Below are 18,265 nucleotides of genomic sequence, written 5' to 3' on the forward strand. Positions count from 1 at the left end.
GATCTAACACTAAGGCGTACTTAATGCGTCAAATATTTGTTAGTGGCAGAGCGAAGGTGTTATGGCAGCAGGTGTGGCTACTCAATCCGGAAATATCCTCAAGCAAGGCAATTGGGGCGCACCGATCTTTTTGCTGATCATCATGGGCATGATGACCCTGCCCATGCCGTCTATTCTGCTGGACGTATTGTTCACCTTTAATATTGCTTTGGCGTTGGTGGTGCTACTGGTTTCGGTATACACCATGCGACCATTGGAATTCGCCATATTCCCGACGGTGCTGTTGATTGCGACTTTGCTGCGCTTAGCTTTGAACGTGGCGTCCACCCGCGTGGTATTGCTGCGCGGCCATGAAGGTGGCGATGCTGCTGGTAAGGTCATTCAGTCATTTGGTGAAGTTGTGATTGGGGGCAATTACGCAGTGGGTTTGGTGGTCTTTATGATATTGGTGATCATCAATTTCGTGGTGGTCACCAAAGGTGCCGGCCGTATCTCGGAAGTGAGTGCTCGATTTACCCTGGATGCGATGCCAGGCAAGCAGATGTCCATTGATGCTGATCTGAATGCCGGGGTTATTGACCAGGAGGAGGCCAAAATACGTCGAGCAGAAGTGTCCCAGGAGGCGGATTTTTACGGTGCAATGGATGGTGCCAGTAAGTTTGTTCGTGGGGATTCGATTGCCGGTATCCTGATTTTGATTATCAATATTGTGGGTGGCCTTGCTATTGGTATGGCCCAATACAATCTTGGTTTTGGTGATGCGCTGCGAGTGTATGCTTTGCTCACTATTGGTGATGGTTTGGTCGCGCAAATCCCTTCTTTGTTGTTATCCACTGCTGCTGCGATCATCGTTACCCGCGTAAACAGTTCCCAGGATCTGGGTGATCAGGTGATGGTCCAGATGTTTGGTTCACCTCAGGCCTTGGCGATCGCTGCGATCATTCTGGTCATCATGGGGATTATTCCGGGTATGCCTCATGTTGCGTTTTTAGGGCTGGCTACGTTGTGTGGTGGCGGAGCGTATTGGATTCATTATCGTCGTGAGGCTTCTGGTGGTAAGGAAGTGGAAGACGAGAAAAAGGCGCAGAAAATGGAAGAAATCGCCGCCCAGCGTGACAACGAATTCAAGGAGCTGGGTTGGGATGATGTGCAGCCAGTGGATGCGATTGGCCTGGAAGTGGGATATCGGCTGATACCGCTTGTAGACAAGGCCCAAGGCGGGCAACTACTGGGACGTATCAAGGGTGTGCGTAAGAAACTGTCTCAGGATTTGGGGTTTCTTATGCCGTCTGTTCACATCCGGGATAATTTGGATCTACTGCCTAATGCTTACCGCGTAACGCTAATGGGGGTGGCGATTGAGGAGGCAGAGATTCATGCAGACCGTGAGCTTGCTATCAACCCCGGGCAAGTGTTCGGGGCGATCAATGGTATCGAATGTAAGGATCCCGCGTTCGGGCTGGATGCCGTTTGGATTGAGCCAAGTCAGCGTGATCAGGCGCAAACCATGGGTTACACGGTAGTAGATGCAAGTACGGTTGTAGCTACGCATATAAATCAGGTGATGTTACGGCACGCCCATGAACTGCTTGGTTTTGAGGAGGTGCAGAAGCTGCTGGAGAATTTGCAGAAAGCATCGCCGAAGCTGGTGGAAAACCTGGTGCCGAATCCCTTGCCCTTAAGCAAGTTGCATAAAGTCCTGCAGAATTTATTGCAGGAAGATGTACCGATTCGGGATATTCGCACCATTGCCGAAGCCTTGGCGGAGATGGCACCAAAGAGTCAAGACGCTGACGCTCTCACCTCTGCCGCCCGTGTCTCGTTATCCCGCTTGATCGTCCAGACCATATACGGTGTGGGGCGTGAGCTGCCTGTTATCACGCTTCAACCGGAGTTGGAACAGTTGTTGCTACAAGCTGTACAGCAGGCCATAAATTCTGGCGGTACTGCCAGCGATGCGGTGATCGAGCCGGGCTTGGCGGAAAAACTGCAACGCTCCGTATCCAATGCAGTTCAGAAGCAGGAGTTAGCAGGTAATCCACCAGTTTTGTTGGTTTCGGCGGGCATCCGCCCCATGCTGTCGCGCTTTTTGCGGTTCAGTGTTCAGGGCTTAAATGTACTGTCATACAACGAAATACCGGATAACAAACAGATTACAATTACCGCTTCTGTGGGCCAATAACCAGTAAACGATGGCGACTGAAGCAGCGAGGATACGACGATCATGAACACAAAAAAATTCATAGCAGCGGATATGCGTCAGGCTTTGAAGTTGGTTCGTGAAGAGTTGGGTGCAGATGCAGTGATTCTCTCCAACCGTAAGGTGGCCGGTGGCATTGAAATTGTTGCCGCCGCCGACTACGACGAATTTGTTGAGCAGCACAAAGCCCGCGAGCGCAAGCAGAATCATATTCCTGATTTCATGAGCGATAGTGCCAGTTCACCAGCGTTGGGGGATCCGGCTCGGTTGTTGAATGACAGGGGTGGTTTTGCTCCTACCGCCGAAGACAAGTCAAATTTGATTGAAGCGTTGCAGCGTCGTGAGCAGGCCAATCAGAAATTCAATGAAATGTGGCTGAAGCAGTTAAACAGTCGAGAAGAGCAGTCTGATCGGGATGTCGAGGTTCGGTTAAGTCAGCAGGCCAGGGTGCAGGCGGATGTGGCCGCACCAGCTCCTGCCACAACCGCGACTCCTGAAGTGGCTGCTGTGTCTTCTCCTGCTGTTACAGTTGCTTCCGCTGCTCCTGCGCCGATTGTTGCAGCACCTTCTGCGGCCAGCCCTGAATGGGCTGAAATGCGAGGAGAACTGAACCAGTTGCGTCAGATGCTGAATGTGCAGATGGCTAATGTTGCCTGGGGCGATTTTTCTCATCGCCATCCACTGGAGGCTTCGGTATTCAAAAAATTGGCTCGTTTGGGCTTATCCCCTGCGCTGTGCCGAAAGCTGGTGAGAAACCTGAAGCCAGGCACTGATCTTAAATTGGCTTGGCGCGAGGCATTGCTGGAGCTGAGCGATGACCTGCCGTTGCTGGGTGAAGACATAGCCGCTCATGGGGGCATTTTTGCCTTTGTTGGGCCTGCAGGGGTGGGCAAGACCACCACCATTGCCAAGATTGCTACCCGCTTTGTGCTGGAGCATGGTGCCGAGAATTTGGCGCTTATTACCACCGACAGTTACCGTATTGCCGGACATGAGCAGCTGAGCACTCTGGGGCGTATCCTTAAAGTGCCGGTTCGAGTCGTGACCGAGCAGCAGAGTCTTGATCAATTATTGCGCTCTTTGTCCCGTAAGAAGCTGATTTTGGTGGATACTGCCGGTTTGAGTCATAAAGATCAGGTACATCAGGAACAAATGACTATGCTTGAGAGCATGGGGGCAAATATTCAACGTTGGCTGGTTCTGTCCTCTACCAGTCAGCGACGTATTCTGGATAAGGCTATCAATGAATATAAACAGTTGAATCTAGAGGGCTGTATTCTCACAAAACTGGACGAATCGGCCAGTTTGGGCGAGGCTTTAAGTGTCGCGATCGAATCGCAGCTACCTATTGCCTATATCACGGATGGCCAGAACATCCCGGACGACATAGCCCGCCCGCAAGCCACCCGCTTGATCAATCATGCCATCGCTCTGGCGAAGGAGTATCGCATGGACGATGCATTGGTAGCGGATATGTACAGCGACGCCATCTCCGAAATGGAACCGGATCTGGCTTACGGATAAAAGACGACACAAGGTGCACACAAAAACGTTTATGAGTAATCATCCCGTACAGGTAATCGCCATCACCGGCGGCAAAGGTGGGGTAGGCAAGAGCAACGTCTCAATTAATCTGGGGATGTGCTTGTCTGAAATAGGCCGCAGAGTCGTGTTGCTGGATGCCGATCTCGGGTTGGGCAATCTGGATATTCTGCTGGGTATCAGCTCCCGTGAGAATCTTTCCCATGTATTAAAAGGTGAGTGCGGCATCAAGGACATCCTTGTAGAGGGTCCTGGCGGCATCAAAATCGTACCGGCTTCGTCGGGTACGCAAGAACTGGTGAGCATGGGGCCCCGTGAACATGCCGGTTTGATCCATGCTTTTAGCGAACTAAGCGATGATGTGGATGTGCTGTTAATTGATACAGCAGCAGGCATTTCGGAAATGGTGATGAGCTTCGTGACCGCTGCACAGGAAAGCCTGTTTGTGGTGACCAACGAGCCGACCTCTATTACTGACGCATACGCCATGATGAAGATTCTTAACCAGAAGCACGGTATTTACCGCTTCAACGTGGTGGCCAACATGGTTCGCACGCAGCAAGAAGGTCGCGAAATCTATAATAAGCTTACCAAAGTGACGGATCGGTTTTTGGATGTGGCTCTGCAATTTTCGGGGTGCATTCCATTTGATGACTACCTGCGTAAGGCGGTCATGCGGCAAAAGCCAGTAGTGGAGGCCTATCCCCGCAGTAAAGCGGCGCTGGCATTCCGCTCGCTGGCAAATAAAGTAGACAGCTGGCCATTACCCACAACGCCTCGAGGGCACCTTGAGTTCTTTGTGGATCGGTTGGTGCAAGGAGCGGTTGCCCGTTAGGACGCCAGGTTACCCCGATGCAGGGCATGAAGCGACAGGCTATGTATAACGATGAATCGGCGCCACAAATAGATGTCCTGGTGGAGCAGCATACTCCGCTGGTGAAACGCATCGCCCATCATCTTTTGGCTCGAATGCCTTCAGGCGTGGCGGTGGAAGATTTGTATCAGGCTGGCATGATTGGTTTGCTGGATGCGTTGAAGCGCTATGACAGCAGCAAAGGCGCCAGCTTTGAAACCTACGCAGGCATTCGCATCCGCGGAGCCATGGTGGACGAAGTTCGCAAGGGTGAATGGGCGCCACGTTCGGTACATCGTAACGCTCGACGTATCCAGCAAGTGATTCGCGATATTGAACATGAAACAGGTGCCGATGCACGGGATCGGGATATTGCAGATCGCCTTGGCATTTCCATGGAAGAGTACCACGCCATGTTGCAAGACAGCATGGCGACACGGCTGTTCAGCCTCAATGAGCTTGAATCCGTCGAAGACAACATTACCACCGGGTTGCAGCAAGAACAGGCTCACAACCCCCTGGATGACCTCCAAAGTGGGGTATTCCGCACCCACCTGGCCCGCGCGATTGAACAGTTACCTGAGCGGGAGCAATTGGTCATATCCCTTTACTACGACGAAGAACTAAATCTTAAGGAAATCGGGCAGGTACTGGGAGTTAGCGAATCTCGTGTCAGCCAAATTCACAGTCAGGCCGCCCAACGATTGCGCGCCCGTCTACAAGAGTGGCTTTGATTCTTCTACAAAAACTGGATCACACCAAATCTGCTACTAGACTTAAGCGGTAGAGACTGTTGAAAGGCCCGGAAACCGTCAGCTTATCGCTGGTTGGGGCATTTAACAGCCAGTTACAGCAGTAGTTTGCTTAACAGACGTAGTGAACTGGGTTCATTGGAGGCAACCTTGGACAAGAATATGAAAATTCTCATTGTTGATGACTTTTCCACGATGAGACGCATTATCAAGAACCTGCTACGCGACCTTGGGTTCACCAATACCCAGGAAGCCGACGACGGAAGTTCTGCTTTGCCATTACTGAAAGCCTCGGATTTTGACTTTCTTATTACAGATTGGAATATGCCGGGAATGACGGGTATAGACCTGCTGAAGGCGGTGCGTGCGGATGAAAAGCTGCAGAGCCTACCTGTATTGATGGTGACAGCTGAAGCCAAGCGAGAGCAGATCATCGAAGCCGCGCAAGCTGGCGTTAACGGCTATGTTGTGAAGCCCTTCACCGCTCAGGCATTGAAAGAAAAGATCGAGAAGATCTTTGAGCGGGTAGATGCATAGCACTATTCACCGTTAACGGCAGATGTGAGATTAGCATGACGGAGCAAGCTCAGCAGGACAGTTTGGTGGAGTACGCCAAAACCCTGGTTGAACAACTGGAAAGTGGTGATGCGAAGGAGGCGATGCGAACCATCTCCTCTTTGCACCAGCAGCGGGATCAGGTGTTGTTTCAAGAAGTTGGAAAGTTGACCCGTAGCCTGCATGAGTCAATCAAAAACTTTGCGATTGATACCAGTGACAGCGTGATGCGCGATGAAATGTCGCGTATGCAGGATGCATCCCAGCGATTGAATTATGTCATCGAAAAAACAGAACAGGCGGCTAACAAAACTATGGACATGGTGGAGCACACCATGCCGGTTTCTGGTCACCTGCGGGAAAGTGCCCAATCCCTGAAAGAGGAGTGGGACAAACTTATGCGCCGTGAAATGAGCGCAGATGAGTTTCGACAGTTAACGAAAAAAGTGGATGGTTTTTTAGTAACTGCAGTGGCAGATGCATCCACAATTGACTCCAATCTTTCCAACATCATGCTGGCGCAGGATTTTCAAGATCTGACCGGTCAGGTGATCAAGCGAGTCATTCAGCTAGTAAAAGAAGTAGAAGATAACCTGGTGAATCTGGTGGCAATGGCGAGCACCATTGATCAGATTACCGGTGCTAAACATGAACTTCCCCAGAAAGACATGAAGGCTAATGAGGCAGATATTGGACCCGAGGGGCCAATTATGAATCCAGAGGCGCGAGAAGATGTTGTCTCGGGTCAGGATGATGTGGATGCCTTGTTATCCAGTCTTGGGTTTTAGAGGAGTTAGGGGATGAGCTTCGAAGGTGATGAAGAAATACTACAGGACTTCCTGGTTGAGGCCGGGGAGATACTGGAAGTACTGTCAGAACAACTGGTTGATCTGGAAAACCGACCCGACGACGCTGATCTTCTAAACGCAATATTCCGAGGATTTCACACAGTAAAAGGTGGGGCAGGGTTTCTGCAATTGGACACCCTGGTGGATCTTTGTCACGCGGCAGAAAACATATTCGATTTGTTGCGTAATGGAAAGTTGTCGATCAATGCAGAATTAATGGACGTAGTGTTGCAGGCGCTGGACGCTGTGAACAGTATGTTCGAGCAGGTTCATGGCCGCCAGTATCCAGATCCTGCTGATCCTGCCTTGATGAATGCGCTACATGCCATTTTGCAGGGTGATACACCGGCTGCTCCTACAGCGGAGCCTGCAGCTGAGGAAGCTCCCGTTGCCAGTGAAGCGGCTGATAAAGGCGATATCACTGACGAAGAGTTCGAGCAGTTTTTGGATGCGCTGGACGAAGGCAAAGACAAGGCACCAGCAGCACCGGCTACCAATACATCAGATGGAATAGATTTGTTTGGCGAAGATGATGAAGTCGCCGCCGCCTCGGCTTCAACCTCTGACGAAATCACAGAAGATGAATTTGAAGCGCTGTTGGATCAGTTGCATGGTAAAGGCAAGATTGGTGGAGCTGCTGCTGCGGCCGCCGAGCCAGAGCCGGCTGCTGCAACTGGCTCCGACGAAATATCAGATGACGAATTTGAATCCCTGTTAGATGAATTGCATGGCAAAGGTCGACACGGCGGTACACCAAAAACTGAGGGCGATGAAGGTGAACCTGCAGCGGCAAGTACTGATGGCCAATTAATCAGCGACGATGAATTTGAATCCCTGTTAGATGAGTTGCATGGTAAGGGTAAAGGGCCTACTACCGGAGCAGTCGAGGAGAAAGCACCAGCTGCACCTGCCGCAAGTAAGTCAGCGACACCTGCCCCTGCCGCAAAAGCGCCTGCACAGCCATCATCGCCGCCTCAGGCTGCGCCGAAAAAAGCAGAGGCACCCACTGCCAAGCCTGCAGCCACTGCCAGCCCAGCCAAAAAAGAGGCTGTTGCCCGCGGAGCCGCGCCGCCAAAAGAGGCTCCGGCTGCTGCAGAAAATACGGTTCGCGTTGATACCAAGCGCCTCGATGACATCATGAATATGGTGGGCGAGCTGGTATTGGTACGAAACCGCCTGGTGCGTTTAGGCTTGCGAACCGCCGATGAAGATCTGGCAAAAGCCGTTGCCAACCTGGATGTGGTCACCGGCGATCTGCAAACCGCAGTCATGAAAACCCGGATGCAGCCGATCAAGAAGGTATTCGGTCGCTTCCCTCGCGTTGTTCGGGATTTGGCACGTAACCTGAAAAAAGAAATCACCTTGGAATTGGAAGGTGAGGAGACGGATCTTGATAAAAACCTGGTGGAGGCTTTGGCTGATCCACTGGTTCACTTGGTTCGCAATAGCGTTGACCATGGTATTGAGGCACCCGATGTACGTGAGAGCATGGGTAAGCCTCGTATGGGTAAAGTGTTTCTTGCTGCGGAGCAAGAAGGTGATCATATCGTGTTATCGATCACCGATGATGGCGGCGGTATGGATCCGGATATGTTACGCCGAAAAGCCGTTGAAAAAGGTTTGATGGACACTGAGGCGGCCGATCGGCTCAGTGATCCTGAAGCGTTCAATTTGATATTCCATCCTGGGTTTTCCACCAAAGATCAGATTTCCGATGTGTCTGGTCGTGGTGTGGGTATGGACGTAGTGAAGACCAAAATCACCCAACTCAATGGCATGATCGAGGTTCATTCCGAAAAGAATGTCGGCACTCGTATCGCTATCAAGGTTCCACTTACGCTCGCCATCATGCCAACGCTGATGGTCATGCTGGGAACGCAGGCGTTTGCGTTGCCGTTGGTTAATGTGAATGAAATTTTTCACCTGGATCTCTCCCGCACCAATGTGGTGGATGGCCAGGAGGTTGTGGTTGTGCGTGAAAAAGCGCTGCCGTTGTTTCACCTAAAACGCTGGTTAATACGTGGTACCACCGGTAAGGATACTGAAGCCCATGTGGTGATTGTGAGTGTGGGCACGCAGAAGGTGGGTTTTGTTGTGGATCAGCTTATCGGCCAGGAAGAAGTGGTCATCAAACCTTTGGGCAGGATGCTGCATGGCACGCCTGGTATGGCAGGCGCCACAATCACGGGAGATGGTCGTATTGCCCTAATACTGGATATTCCCAGTATGTTGAAAGCCTACGCGCAACGGAGTTGATTGCAAATACGTGTAATACGTTGCCGTTTTGGAGATGTTGAATGCCAACTAATGTGCTTGTCGTAGACGACTCCGCATTTTTCCGTCGAAGAATCAAAGAAATTCTGGAAAAAACACCCGAATTGAAAGTGATAGGGTTTGCGGAAAACGGCAAGGCCGCTGTAGAGCAATCCAAATCACTTAAACCCGATGTCATTACTATGGATTATGAGATGCCGCTAATGGATGGCATCTCTGCGGTGCGTTTGATTATGTCTGAACGGCCGACTCCTATTTTGATGTTTTCCTCTCTGAGTTATGAAGGGGCTCGGGTTACGCTGGACGCCTTGGAAGCCGGTGCTCTGGATTATCTGCCAAAAAGTTTTGAATCCATGTCGGGTGATCCTGGTGATAGCGCCAAATTATTACAGGATCGTGTCATTGCGATTGCCCGGCGTGGCGCATTTATGCGGCGTGCGGCTGCACCTGCACCTGTTGCTTCAGCAACAGCAGTGCCTGCTGCAAGTCAGCCGGTTCCAAGGCCGTCTGCCCCCAGTAAACCGTCATCCAAATCTGACCTGCGGCCACCAGCAAAGGCAAGGGGTGGTAAAAGCCCTATAGAATCATTGCAAGGTGATCGTCCGCGCATCATTTTAATTGGCGCTTCCACCGGTGGCCCGGTGGCTCTGCAGAATATCCTTACATCATTACCTGCAAACTATCCTTTTCCCATCCTGTTGGTGCAACACATGCCGGGGACATTTACTTCCGCTTTTGCGGAAAGATTAAACCGCCTGTGCAAGATTAACGTGAAAGAAGCTGCGGACAATGATCCTATTCGACCGGGGACAGCGCTGTTGGCTCCGGGTGGCAAGCAAATGTTGGTGGAAGGTAATGGGCAAACGGTGTCCATAATCGACGGCAACGACAAAATTCAGTATCGACCCAGTGTTGATATTACGTTTGGATCAGCGGCGAGAAGCATAAGAGGCAAGATTCTTGCATTGGTGTTAACAGGAATGGGTACCGATGGACGTGAGGGGTGTAAGCTGTTGAAGCGAAACGGTGCAACAGTTTGGACTCAAAGCGAACAAAGTTGTGTTGTTTACGGTATGCCCATGGCTGTAGAAACCGCAGGCTTATCCGATGCGGTAATTGACATCAAAGATGTAGGTAATACTTTAGGCGAGCTGCGCTGACACTATGGATATCTTGAGTATCACAGGCCTGCTGATTGGCATCGTTGCCATCATAGGCGGAAACGCTATGGAGGGAGGGCACCTGTCTGGCCTGGCCAATGGGCCTGCTGCCGTCATTGTGATTGGCGGTACGCTTGGTGCCGCGATGTTGCAAACCCCCATGGCAACGTTCAAGCATTCCTTCTCTGTTTTACGTTGGGTGTTCTTCCCGCCAGCCATTGATATGAAAGAGAATATCGATCGGGTGATACATTGGAGCCTGACTGCTCGCAAGGAAGGCTTGTTGGGTTTGGAAGCGATAACAGAAAATGAGTCGGATGGGTTTTCTCGTAAAGGATTGCAGTTGCTGGTGGATGGCGGTGAACCGGAATCCATCCGTAATATTATGGAAGTGGAGCTGATCGCCCAAGAGGATAAGCACCTGCATGCAGCAAAGGTGTTCGAAGCCATGGGAGGTTATTCGCCAACCATTGGTATTATTGGTGCCGTTATGGGCCTTATTCACGTGATGGGAAATCTGGCAGACCCCAGTAAGCTGGGTGCAGGTATTGCCACGGCCTTTGTTGCAACTATTTATGGTGTGGGGTTGGCGAATCTTATATTTCTGCCGATTGCCGCCAAACTAAAATCCACAATCAAAGCGCAAAGCAGCCAGCGAGAAATGGTAATCGAAGGCCTTATTGCCATTGCCGATGGTGAAAACCCAAGAACCATCGAAATGAAACTCGAGGGATATCTGGACCAGTGATCCAGCGGGGTGGGCTATGCGACGACGACAGGTGGAAGAACACGTAAATCATGAGCGCTGGGTAATTTCCTACGCAGATTTCATTACGTTGCTGTTCGCATTTTTCGTGGTTATGTATTCGATTTCCTCAGTAAATGAGGGCAAGTATAAAGTCTTGTCCGATTCCTTGGTGAGTGTATTTAACGCGAAACCCAGAACCCTTGATCCACTCACCGTGGGTGATAAGGATGTCCATAAAAGCAATGATCAGTTGATCAAGCTGCCGGTGCCCGGTGACTATTCCAGTAAAGAAGATTATCAATTCAGTGTGGAAGGCCTGTTTGATGATGTGGAAAATCGAGCTGCTCGTCAGGGCGATATGCGCGACAACGAAGTCGATCACCTTTCTAAAATAACCGAGCAATTGGCTACCAAGCTACAACAGCAAATCGACAGCAATGACGTAGAAATCCGTGGCAATGATGAGTGGATTGAAGTGAACATTAAAGCCAGTGTGCTGTATCCCAGTGGCAGTGCAACGCTTTCCGCTGCTTCGAAAGATGTATTGGATAAAGTAAGTGATGTTCTGAAAGGTAAACCTAATCCAATTCATGTTGAAGGTTACACTGATAATGTACCGATCGAGACACGTCAGTTTCCTTCCAACTGGGAGCTGTCTGCATCCCGAGCCGCCAGCGTGGTTCGATTTTTTGAAGGCCGAGGAATCAATCCAGCACAATTAGCGGCGGTGGGCTATGGAGAATATCACCCTGTGGCCGATAATGAAACGGAGGATGGGCGTTCCCGTAACCGCCGAATCGCATTAGTGATCTCTAAGGCTGAAGCAAAACCGGTGAGTGATGTGGTGGGTGCAAAAGCGGCGGACTATAAAATGGGAACCGGTTCGGCTGGCGTCAGTAAAGACAGGCGTGATCGTGCTGAATCTGAAGTTCCGCTCAGAATTATTCGATTACAGGATGGCGGTTTGCTGTTTTCAGCAGATGGCCAGACAAAAGAGTAGGGTAGCTAAGTGAAGATCTGGGCAGTGGCGAATCAGAAAGGTGGTGTGGGTAAAACCACCACCGTGGTAGGGCTGGGTGGGATTCTTGCGCAGCAAGGGCATCGGGTATTGATGATCGACCTGGATCCTCATGGCTCACTGACCAGCTATTTCAAACAAAACCCGGATGAAATGGAGCTGTCGGTTTATCAGTTGTTTCAACATAAGGGGGAAGTGCCTCAGCAGCTACCGCGCCAACTGATTTTAAACACCGGTTTTCCGGGGCTGGATTTTACACCGTCTTCCACATCCTTAGCCATGCTGGAGCGCCAGGCGGTAAGTCAGGGCGGGGCAGGTTTGGTGATATCCAAGACCATTGCGTGGTTGTGGGACGATTACGACTATGTGTTGATGGATACTCCGCCCATTCTGGGTGTGTTATTAATCAACGCGTTAGCTGCCTGCCAGCAGCTACTGCTGCCAGTGCAAACTGAGTTTCTGGCCATCAAAGGGTTGGAGCGCATGATGCGAACGTTGCAAATGGTGATGCGTTCGCAGAAACGTGAGCTACCCTATCTGGTGGTGCCCACTATGTTCGATCGTCGTACTCAGGCTTCTGTAGGTAGCCTGCGATTGCTGCGTCAAACTTATGACGGCCATATCTGGCCCTCTGCTATACCGGTAGACACCCGGTTTCGGGATGCCAGCAGAGCGGGTGTGCCACCCAGTAACTATGAATCAGGTTGCCGAGGGGTCTTGGCCTACGGCTCTCTGCTAAAATATCTAATGAGCCACGAGCCCGATTCGAGTATTAAGCACCAAGCCTCTTCTTAATCAGGTTTGGATTCCGAGTCCCATTTCGCAAGCAGTAGCGAAGGACATGAACGACGAGAAGCAAGACGATCAACCGATCAATGCAGTGGATCGAGTGATATACGATTATCTGGATGAGATGCTCCATGACCCGGCGGCAGACGAACCTGTATCCAGTAATCTACCAGTGCGGCGTGTAGTTCCTGATAATGTTGCCCATTTTGATATCAGTAAGAAGAAATATCCTGTGGCTTCGGCCCCTGTAAAGCAACCCTCAGCGATGGTTGTTGATAAGAAGGAATCAATGCCCTATTCGGTTATGGATCGCCCAGCTTTGTTGAGTGAATCCTTGCTGCGCATTGCCCCCGAAACGCCTGCCGTTAAGCCTAAAGAAGTTGCCCCAGTAGACACCACCCCGGAAAGCATTCCGGAGGCCAAGGTGTCGATGCCCGCGCAGAAACCCGATCCGGTTGTTGAACCGGTTGAAGCTGAAATCGAACCCGACGATCCACAGGATAGCGCGCTTGAAGGCGTTGATATTAAGGGACAAAACCAGTGGTGTGCGAATGGCCGCCCTGTTTGGGCACAGTCCCGTTTCGAATGCTTGATCTTTAATGTGAATGGGCTCAAGTTGGCGGTGCCTTTGATTACGCTGGGCTCAGTTCATCAGATTGATCGTAAGTTTAACGCCTTGCCAGGCCAATTTGACTGGTTTCTGGGGATCTTGCAAACCCCCAGTGCCGGAAATATCAAAGTGTTGGATACCGGGTTGTGCGTGATGCCGGAACGTTATGATCCAGCCAGCCGAAGCTCGCTGGCTTATGTCATTACAATCCACGGTTATTCATGGGGCTTGGCCTGCCATCAGGTTGAGAGATCCATCACTCTGGAGCCTGATCAGGTTAAATGGCGTAGTCAACGGGGTAAAAGGCCATGGCTGGCCGGCACAGTGGTCGAGTATATGTGCTCGTTGGTGGACACAGACGGTTTTCAGGAAATCATCAATATGGCTGAACAGACACAATAAACCTCATTGCCCCCTCCAAATTGAATCCTCGATACTGGCGCTGTGTCTTCCCTGATCTATAGTTATAAAACAACCAGTTAAACTGGCCGAAGTGTCATCAAATTCAAGTGGCATAAATTATGGCAAATACAGCTCAAACTCGTTCCAGTGACGATCCTGTTATCCAGTGGGTTACCTTTCGTTTGGCCGGTGAAACCTACGGAATTAATGTAATGCAAGTGCAGGAAGTGCTGCGCTTTACCGATATTGCCCCGGTTCCCGGTGGTTCCCACCACGTGCTGGGCATTATTAACTTGCGTGGCAACGTGGTTACAGTAATTGATACTCGCTTGCGCTTTGGGTTGCCCAAAGGTGATATCAATGACAACACCCGTATCGTCATTACCGAAGCAAGTGCTCATGTTATAGGCATTTTGGTGGATAGCGTGGCGGAAGTGGTGTATTTGCGCCAGTCGGAAATCGATACGTCACCTAACATCGGCAACGATGAAAGCGCACGATATATTCAGGGTGTGTGTCACAAGGACGGCGAACTGCTGATTCTGCTGGAGCTGGACAAGATGCTGACCGATGATGAATGGGCCGAACTGGACTCAGTATAGGTTCAGCGGTTGGCATGTTAGCTGCATCGACAGAATAACCACCCAAGGCGATGTAATTTTGACGTTAAGGAACACATCAGGAGTCTTTGACTATGGCCAGAAATGAGGCCGCCTCAGATGATCAGGTCACACAGTGGGGAACATTTCGGCTAGGTGACGAAATTTACGGTGTGAGCGTAATGCAGATTCGTGAGGTGTTGCGATACACCGAGATCACACCTGTGCCCGGAGCACCCTATTACGTACTGGGCATTATTAACTTGCGTGGTAACGTTGTTACCGTGATCGACACTCGCACCCGCTTTGGTTTGGGTGCAGGTGAAATTAATAACAACACTCGAATTGTCATCGTAGAAGTCGAGAAACAAGTGATTGGCATGCTGGTGGACAGTGTGGCAGAGGTGACTTATCTCAACGAATCAGAAATCGAAAAAGCGCCTAATGTCGGTAATGATGAGACGTCCAAGTTTATTACCGGTGTTTGTAACAAGCACGATGAGCTGCTGATTTTGATTGATTTGGAGCGCATGATTGAGACAGCCGGTGGCGGTGTTGGCATGGCGATGGGGTTTTAGGGTGAATTTTCCATGTATGTAGATCAGTTCTGGTTAGGCGTGTTGATTGCTGTATTTCTAACGGCGGGCATGGTGCTGCTGTTGATGCAGGTTCAGAAAATGAAACATAACCAGCTGATGTTGCAGGATGAGAAGAAAATGCTGGAGGCGCGGATCAAGAGCCTTGAGAGCAAGATAGAATTTTTAAACACCGGTTCATTGGGCATCGGTCAACGTTTGATGAACACCGAGAAGCGTCTTAATCAGGCCTTAGAACGGCAGGATGATCTGGCGCAAAGTAATTCAGAGCATCTATTCCGGCGTCAGGCTGATCGGGTTCTGAAAGGTCGCGAGCTTGAGTCTGCTGATGAAGATGATGGCCCTTCCCGCACCGAAGCCAAATTAATGGCATTGGTGAACAAGCAGAAGCACACCAAGCCCTAACCAACTTAGATTTGCTGTTTTTGTTGACGCTTTTCCATAAATACTTCTATAAATTTCAATATCTTGCGAATAGAATGCGCAATTCTTAGAGCCAAATATTCCAACCGCAAAACGCCCTGACACCTATACTCAAAATGAGTTTTCAGCGACCTGTTTGGGTGTATCGTATGAACGTTTTTGCGAAGGTAGTATGTAGTCTGGTCTTGATGTTGTCCTCTGCTGTAGCGTTAGCAGAAGCCCCTGATGTTGTAATGGGGGCGAATACAGTTGATCTGGAAAAAGCTAAAACGTTGTTTGACGATGGGGCTGTGTTTATCGATGTACGTGACGCACAGTCTTGGAGTCTGGGCCATATTCAAGGTGCTGTTAATTTGGATTTTAATGCCAGTGAGTTTGCGGTGCTGTATATATCCAAAGAACTTGATCGAGCCACTCCCATCGTTTTTTATACCAGTAGCCCCTTGAATGTAAGCAGTGCGATGGCCAGTTTCTTCGCCTCTAACTGGGGTTACAGTAATGTTTACTATTTCCGTGATGGATTTTATTCATGGATGGCTGCAGATTTACCGGTGGAGTTGAAGATGGCCGGTCGCAGTGTTCAGGTTGATAGCGTAATTCAGTAGTTTCCTGTCAATCCGTTGTGCTCGTGTAGAAACGGCCTCCTTGGAAGGGGGCCGTTTTTTTATTCGCAGGCCTAGTGCCGCAATGATCCCCAGGCTGCCTGGTGAATTTTATTCGGCGGGCCCTTGAATTCGATTTTGACCGAAGGTGCTGTTTTCTGTTCGGCCAAACCCGTCCGGTGTTTTCCCTTTTAGCATGTACACAAAGGCGATGATTTCTGCGATGGTTCGGTATAGAAGTTCGGGTATTTCGTCGCCCACTTCCAGTCGCGCGAGAATATCTACCAGCTGAGGGTTTTCGTAGATGGGAACATCGTTTTCGCGAGCAATTCGAATGATCTCCTGGGCCAATTCCTGGCTGCCAGAGGCGCTTACGAAAGGTGCGCTTTTTCCGTCGTAGGTCAGTGCGACTGCCTGATTGGATTGGTCTTCGCTCATGTGTGGATGTCCACCAGTTGATTTTGCAAGATCGCCTGTTCTGTTTTGGGGATGCCGAGGTGTCCTTGCAGCTTTTCTACTTTTAACCCCATTTCGGTCAGAACCTTTTGCAGGTAATCAAAGTGATTGCGGGTGTGCTGAAGGGTGTTTTCCCACTCCGCCCAGAATGAAACAGAGGCGGAATGACCCACTAAGCTGATCTGACACAGCATCGGGCCAAGCCCTTCGATATCAAATGCCATTTGTACAACCCAGCGCTTGCCTTGCTTTTTCTCGTTTTGATCGGAGTCAGGCTCCCTTTCTTCTATCAGAAATTGAAAAATCTGCACTTGGTTTTGATGCAAAATGGGCAGTTCGAAGCTGAGTTGCGGCTGGGGCGCGGTTGGATCTTGGTTGCGGGTATGTGACGCCAATTGATGCAGGGTGATGCGGCTTAAAGCCCCTTTGACCTGTTTCAGTAGGATCGAAACCAGAGCATCGGCCATGTCACCCGCGGCCTGAAGCTTTGCACGTGCCTGTGGTTGCAGAGTAATGTTGCCCGGCAATGGTGGCAGCAGGAAGGTCTCAGCGCTGGTTTTTGACAGCGGGTCTGCGCTGTTGATGACTGAGCTGCTTTGAACCGCGCTGTAACCGTGGGTTTTGTTGGGGGCGGGCCGGGTTGGAACGAATGCCGCCTCATGGCTGTTTGTGGCGCCTGAGCGAGGTGGGGAATAGGTGGCTGCGGTACGTTCAGATTTGTTTGTCAGGCTCTGATTGTTGGGGGGTGTTCCAGGCGTGGGGGCTGATTTTGCTGAGGCTTCACCCTTTTCTGCTGTTGTGCCTACGGCTGTGCCTGGTGGCGTTATGCCCGCAGCACCGCTTGCCCCGCTGCCGGAGAGTGTGTTGGTTGGCTGCAGATTGCTTGTTGCTGCATTCTGAATGTTCGATTGAGCCGTTTCCAAGCGAGCCTGCAAGCTTATCAGTTGCTGTTTGATGTCGTATTTAAGCACAGGCCCCAGATCCACAGAGGCTCCCTTGGCCGAGGTGTCCTGCACGGTTAACGGGCGCTTGTTTACCGCCTCTTTGACCAGCGTGGTTAATTCTTTCAGGCTTTGGCTCAGGGGTGTTTGGGTGGCAGATTTTGCCTGCACAGTTTGCACCAGAGCCTTTTGTATTTTGTTCTCGAGAAACAGTCCACTGTTGTTGAGTGCGTTACGCAGTTGTTCGGCTGTTTTCAATTGTTCCAGTTTTGGAAGTAGTTGGATCAGCGTGCTAAGTTGCGGCTGAATCGCTTTTGGCAGTCCGCTGATGGGCTGAGCGGATATCTGTTCCACCATCCTGAACAGGGGGCTGAGGCTTTGCTGTTGGGGAACCAGTTGTTTCAACGCCTGGTTAATGGTGGCCGCCAGTTGGGGGGGTAATATCCGATGCAGCACTACGCCTTTTGTCGGTGAAACGGTCGCTAATAATTGCGCCCCTGGCTGCAAAGGGAATTCTGCAGCTGTTTTTATCAGTATGCTTTGGCCCTGTCTTAGCAAAGTAATGCTATTGGGAGTGATTTGGGTAAGCGGCGCTGGATTGGGCGTTGCAGGTGTTACTGCAGAGCTGGTCGCCGTGGTATTGAGTGGCGGGTTGCTGGCCAGTGCGGCGCTGGCCTTCAGTAAAATTTCATACACCGGTTTTTGGGCTGTTCCGGCCTGCTGGCGCAATGTGCTCTCCAGCACCACTGCTTCGATGGCCTGGCTGGTTTGCATCCTGGCCAGTTCTGCCGGACGAATCTCTGCTGCGGGGCTGGTGGCTCCTGCCTGGCTGGAAGGGCGTGCCCCTGGTGGCAAGTCAATCATGGATTAACCCGATAGATCTTGTTCATGTTCCTA

The 18,265-nt window shown here is 50.7% G+C and carries 18 protein-coding genes; 16 read left to right on the forward strand and 2 right to left on the reverse strand.

Annotated features, from left to right (window positions below; translation table 11 throughout):
• The first annotated feature begins 61 nt into the window (after positions 1-61).
• The 16 genes from flhA to Kalk_RS19045 all read left to right on the forward strand — a co-directional run bounded on the left by flhA (position 62) and on the right by Kalk_RS19045 (position 15,974).
• Positions 62-2,182 carry a flagellar biosynthesis protein FlhA gene (gene flhA, locus Kalk_RS18970; protein WP_101895750.1) on the forward strand — a complete coding sequence of 707 codons (2,121 nt, stop codon included), beginning with the start codon at positions 62-64 and terminating at the stop codon, positions 2,180-2,182.
• A gap of 42 nt (positions 2,183-2,224) precedes the next feature.
• Positions 2,225-3,724 carry a flagellar biosynthesis protein FlhF gene (gene flhF / locus Kalk_RS18975; RefSeq protein ID WP_101895751.1) on the forward strand — a complete coding sequence of 500 codons (1,500 nt, stop codon included), beginning with the start codon at positions 2,225-2,227 and terminating at the stop codon, positions 3,722-3,724.
• A 31-nt stretch (positions 3,725-3,755) separates the two neighbouring features.
• Positions 3,756-4,577, forward strand: coding sequence for a MinD/ParA family protein (locus Kalk_RS18980; protein WP_101895752.1), 822 nt, complete (start codon positions 3,756-3,758; stop codon positions 4,575-4,577).
• A gap of 41 nt (positions 4,578-4,618) precedes the next feature.
• On the forward strand, positions 4,619-5,329 hold the full coding sequence (locus tag Kalk_RS18985) for an RNA polymerase sigma factor FliA (RefSeq protein ID WP_101896399.1): 711 nt from the start codon (positions 4,619-4,621) through the stop codon (positions 5,327-5,329).
• A 168-nt stretch (positions 5,330-5,497) separates the two neighbouring features.
• A complete protein-coding gene (gene cheY, locus Kalk_RS18990) occupies positions 5,498-5,884 on the forward strand; it encodes a chemotaxis response regulator CheY (protein WP_101895753.1) in 387 nt (128 codons plus the stop codon).
• A gap of 35 nt (positions 5,885-5,919) precedes the next feature.
• Positions 5,920-6,690, forward strand: a complete 771-nt coding sequence (locus Kalk_RS18995) for a protein phosphatase CheZ (protein WP_101895754.1) — start codon at positions 5,920-5,922, stop codon at positions 6,688-6,690.
• Positions 6,691-6,702: 12 nt separating this feature from the next.
• On the forward strand, positions 6,703-9,006 hold the full coding sequence (locus Kalk_RS19000) for a chemotaxis protein CheA (protein WP_101895755.1): 2,304 nt from the start codon (positions 6,703-6,705) through the stop codon (positions 9,004-9,006).
• Positions 9,007-9,047: 41 nt separating this feature from the next.
• Entirely contained in the window at positions 9,048-10,184 is a 1,137-nt protein-coding gene (locus Kalk_RS19005; RefSeq protein WP_101895756.1) for a protein-glutamate methylesterase/protein-glutamine glutaminase, read from the forward strand.
• Between the two features lie 4 nt (positions 10,185-10,188).
• Positions 10,189-10,932: a flagellar motor protein gene (locus Kalk_RS19010; RefSeq protein ID WP_101895757.1), complete on the forward strand. Its 744-nt coding sequence runs from the start codon at positions 10,189-10,191 to the stop codon at positions 10,930-10,932.
• 16 nt (positions 10,933-10,948) lie between these two features.
• Positions 10,949-11,932 carry a flagellar motor protein MotD gene (motD, locus tag Kalk_RS19015; RefSeq protein WP_101895758.1) on the forward strand — a complete coding sequence of 328 codons (984 nt, stop codon included), beginning with the start codon at positions 10,949-10,951 and terminating at the stop codon, positions 11,930-11,932.
• A 9-nt stretch (positions 11,933-11,941) separates the two neighbouring features.
• Positions 11,942-12,745 carry a ParA family protein gene (locus Kalk_RS19020; RefSeq protein WP_101895759.1) on the forward strand — a complete coding sequence of 268 codons (804 nt, stop codon included), beginning with the start codon at positions 11,942-11,944 and terminating at the stop codon, positions 12,743-12,745.
• Positions 12,746-12,791: 46 nt separating this feature from the next.
• Entirely contained in the window at positions 12,792-13,751 is a 960-nt protein-coding gene (locus Kalk_RS19025; protein ID WP_101895760.1) for a chemotaxis protein CheW, read from the forward strand.
• A 119-nt stretch (positions 13,752-13,870) separates the two neighbouring features.
• The gene (locus tag Kalk_RS19030; protein WP_101895761.1) at positions 13,871-14,353 is read left to right on the forward strand and encodes a chemotaxis protein CheW; all 483 of its coding nucleotides are present in this window, start codon (positions 13,871-13,873) and stop codon (positions 14,351-14,353) included.
• Between the two features lie 92 nt (positions 14,354-14,445).
• Positions 14,446-14,928: a chemotaxis protein CheW gene (locus Kalk_RS19035; RefSeq protein ID WP_101895762.1), complete on the forward strand. Its 483-nt coding sequence runs from the start codon at positions 14,446-14,448 to the stop codon at positions 14,926-14,928.
• Between the two features lie 12 nt (positions 14,929-14,940).
• Positions 14,941-15,351, forward strand: coding sequence for a hypothetical protein (locus Kalk_RS19040; RefSeq protein ID WP_101895763.1), 411 nt, complete (start codon positions 14,941-14,943; stop codon positions 15,349-15,351).
• Positions 15,352-15,518: 167 nt separating this feature from the next.
• Positions 15,519-15,974, forward strand: a complete 456-nt coding sequence (locus Kalk_RS19045; protein ID WP_158643590.1) for a rhodanese-like domain-containing protein — start codon at positions 15,519-15,521, stop codon at positions 15,972-15,974.
• A gap of 108 nt (positions 15,975-16,082) precedes the next feature.
• On the opposite strand, the gene Kalk_RS19050 is transcribed toward Kalk_RS19045, so the two are convergent.
• Together Kalk_RS19050 and Kalk_RS19055 are read right to left on the reverse strand one after the other, a co-directional pair.
• Entirely contained in the window at positions 16,083-16,409 is a 327-nt protein-coding gene (locus Kalk_RS19050) for an EscU/YscU/HrcU family type III secretion system export apparatus switch protein (protein ID WP_101895765.1), read from the reverse strand.
• On the reverse strand, positions 16,406-18,232 hold the full coding sequence (locus Kalk_RS19055; RefSeq protein ID WP_101895766.1) for a flagellar hook-length control protein FliK: 1,827 nt from the start codon (positions 18,230-18,232) through the stop codon (positions 16,406-16,408). Before Kalk_RS19055 ends, Kalk_RS19050 begins: the two co-directional genes overlap by 4 nt.
• Positions 18,233-18,265: the final 33 nt, after the last annotated feature.

Origin of the sequence: Ketobacter alkanivorans (assembly GCF_002863865.1) — a bacterium.
GTDB lineage: Bacteria > Pseudomonadota > Gammaproteobacteria > Pseudomonadales > Ketobacteraceae > Ketobacter > Ketobacter alkanivorans.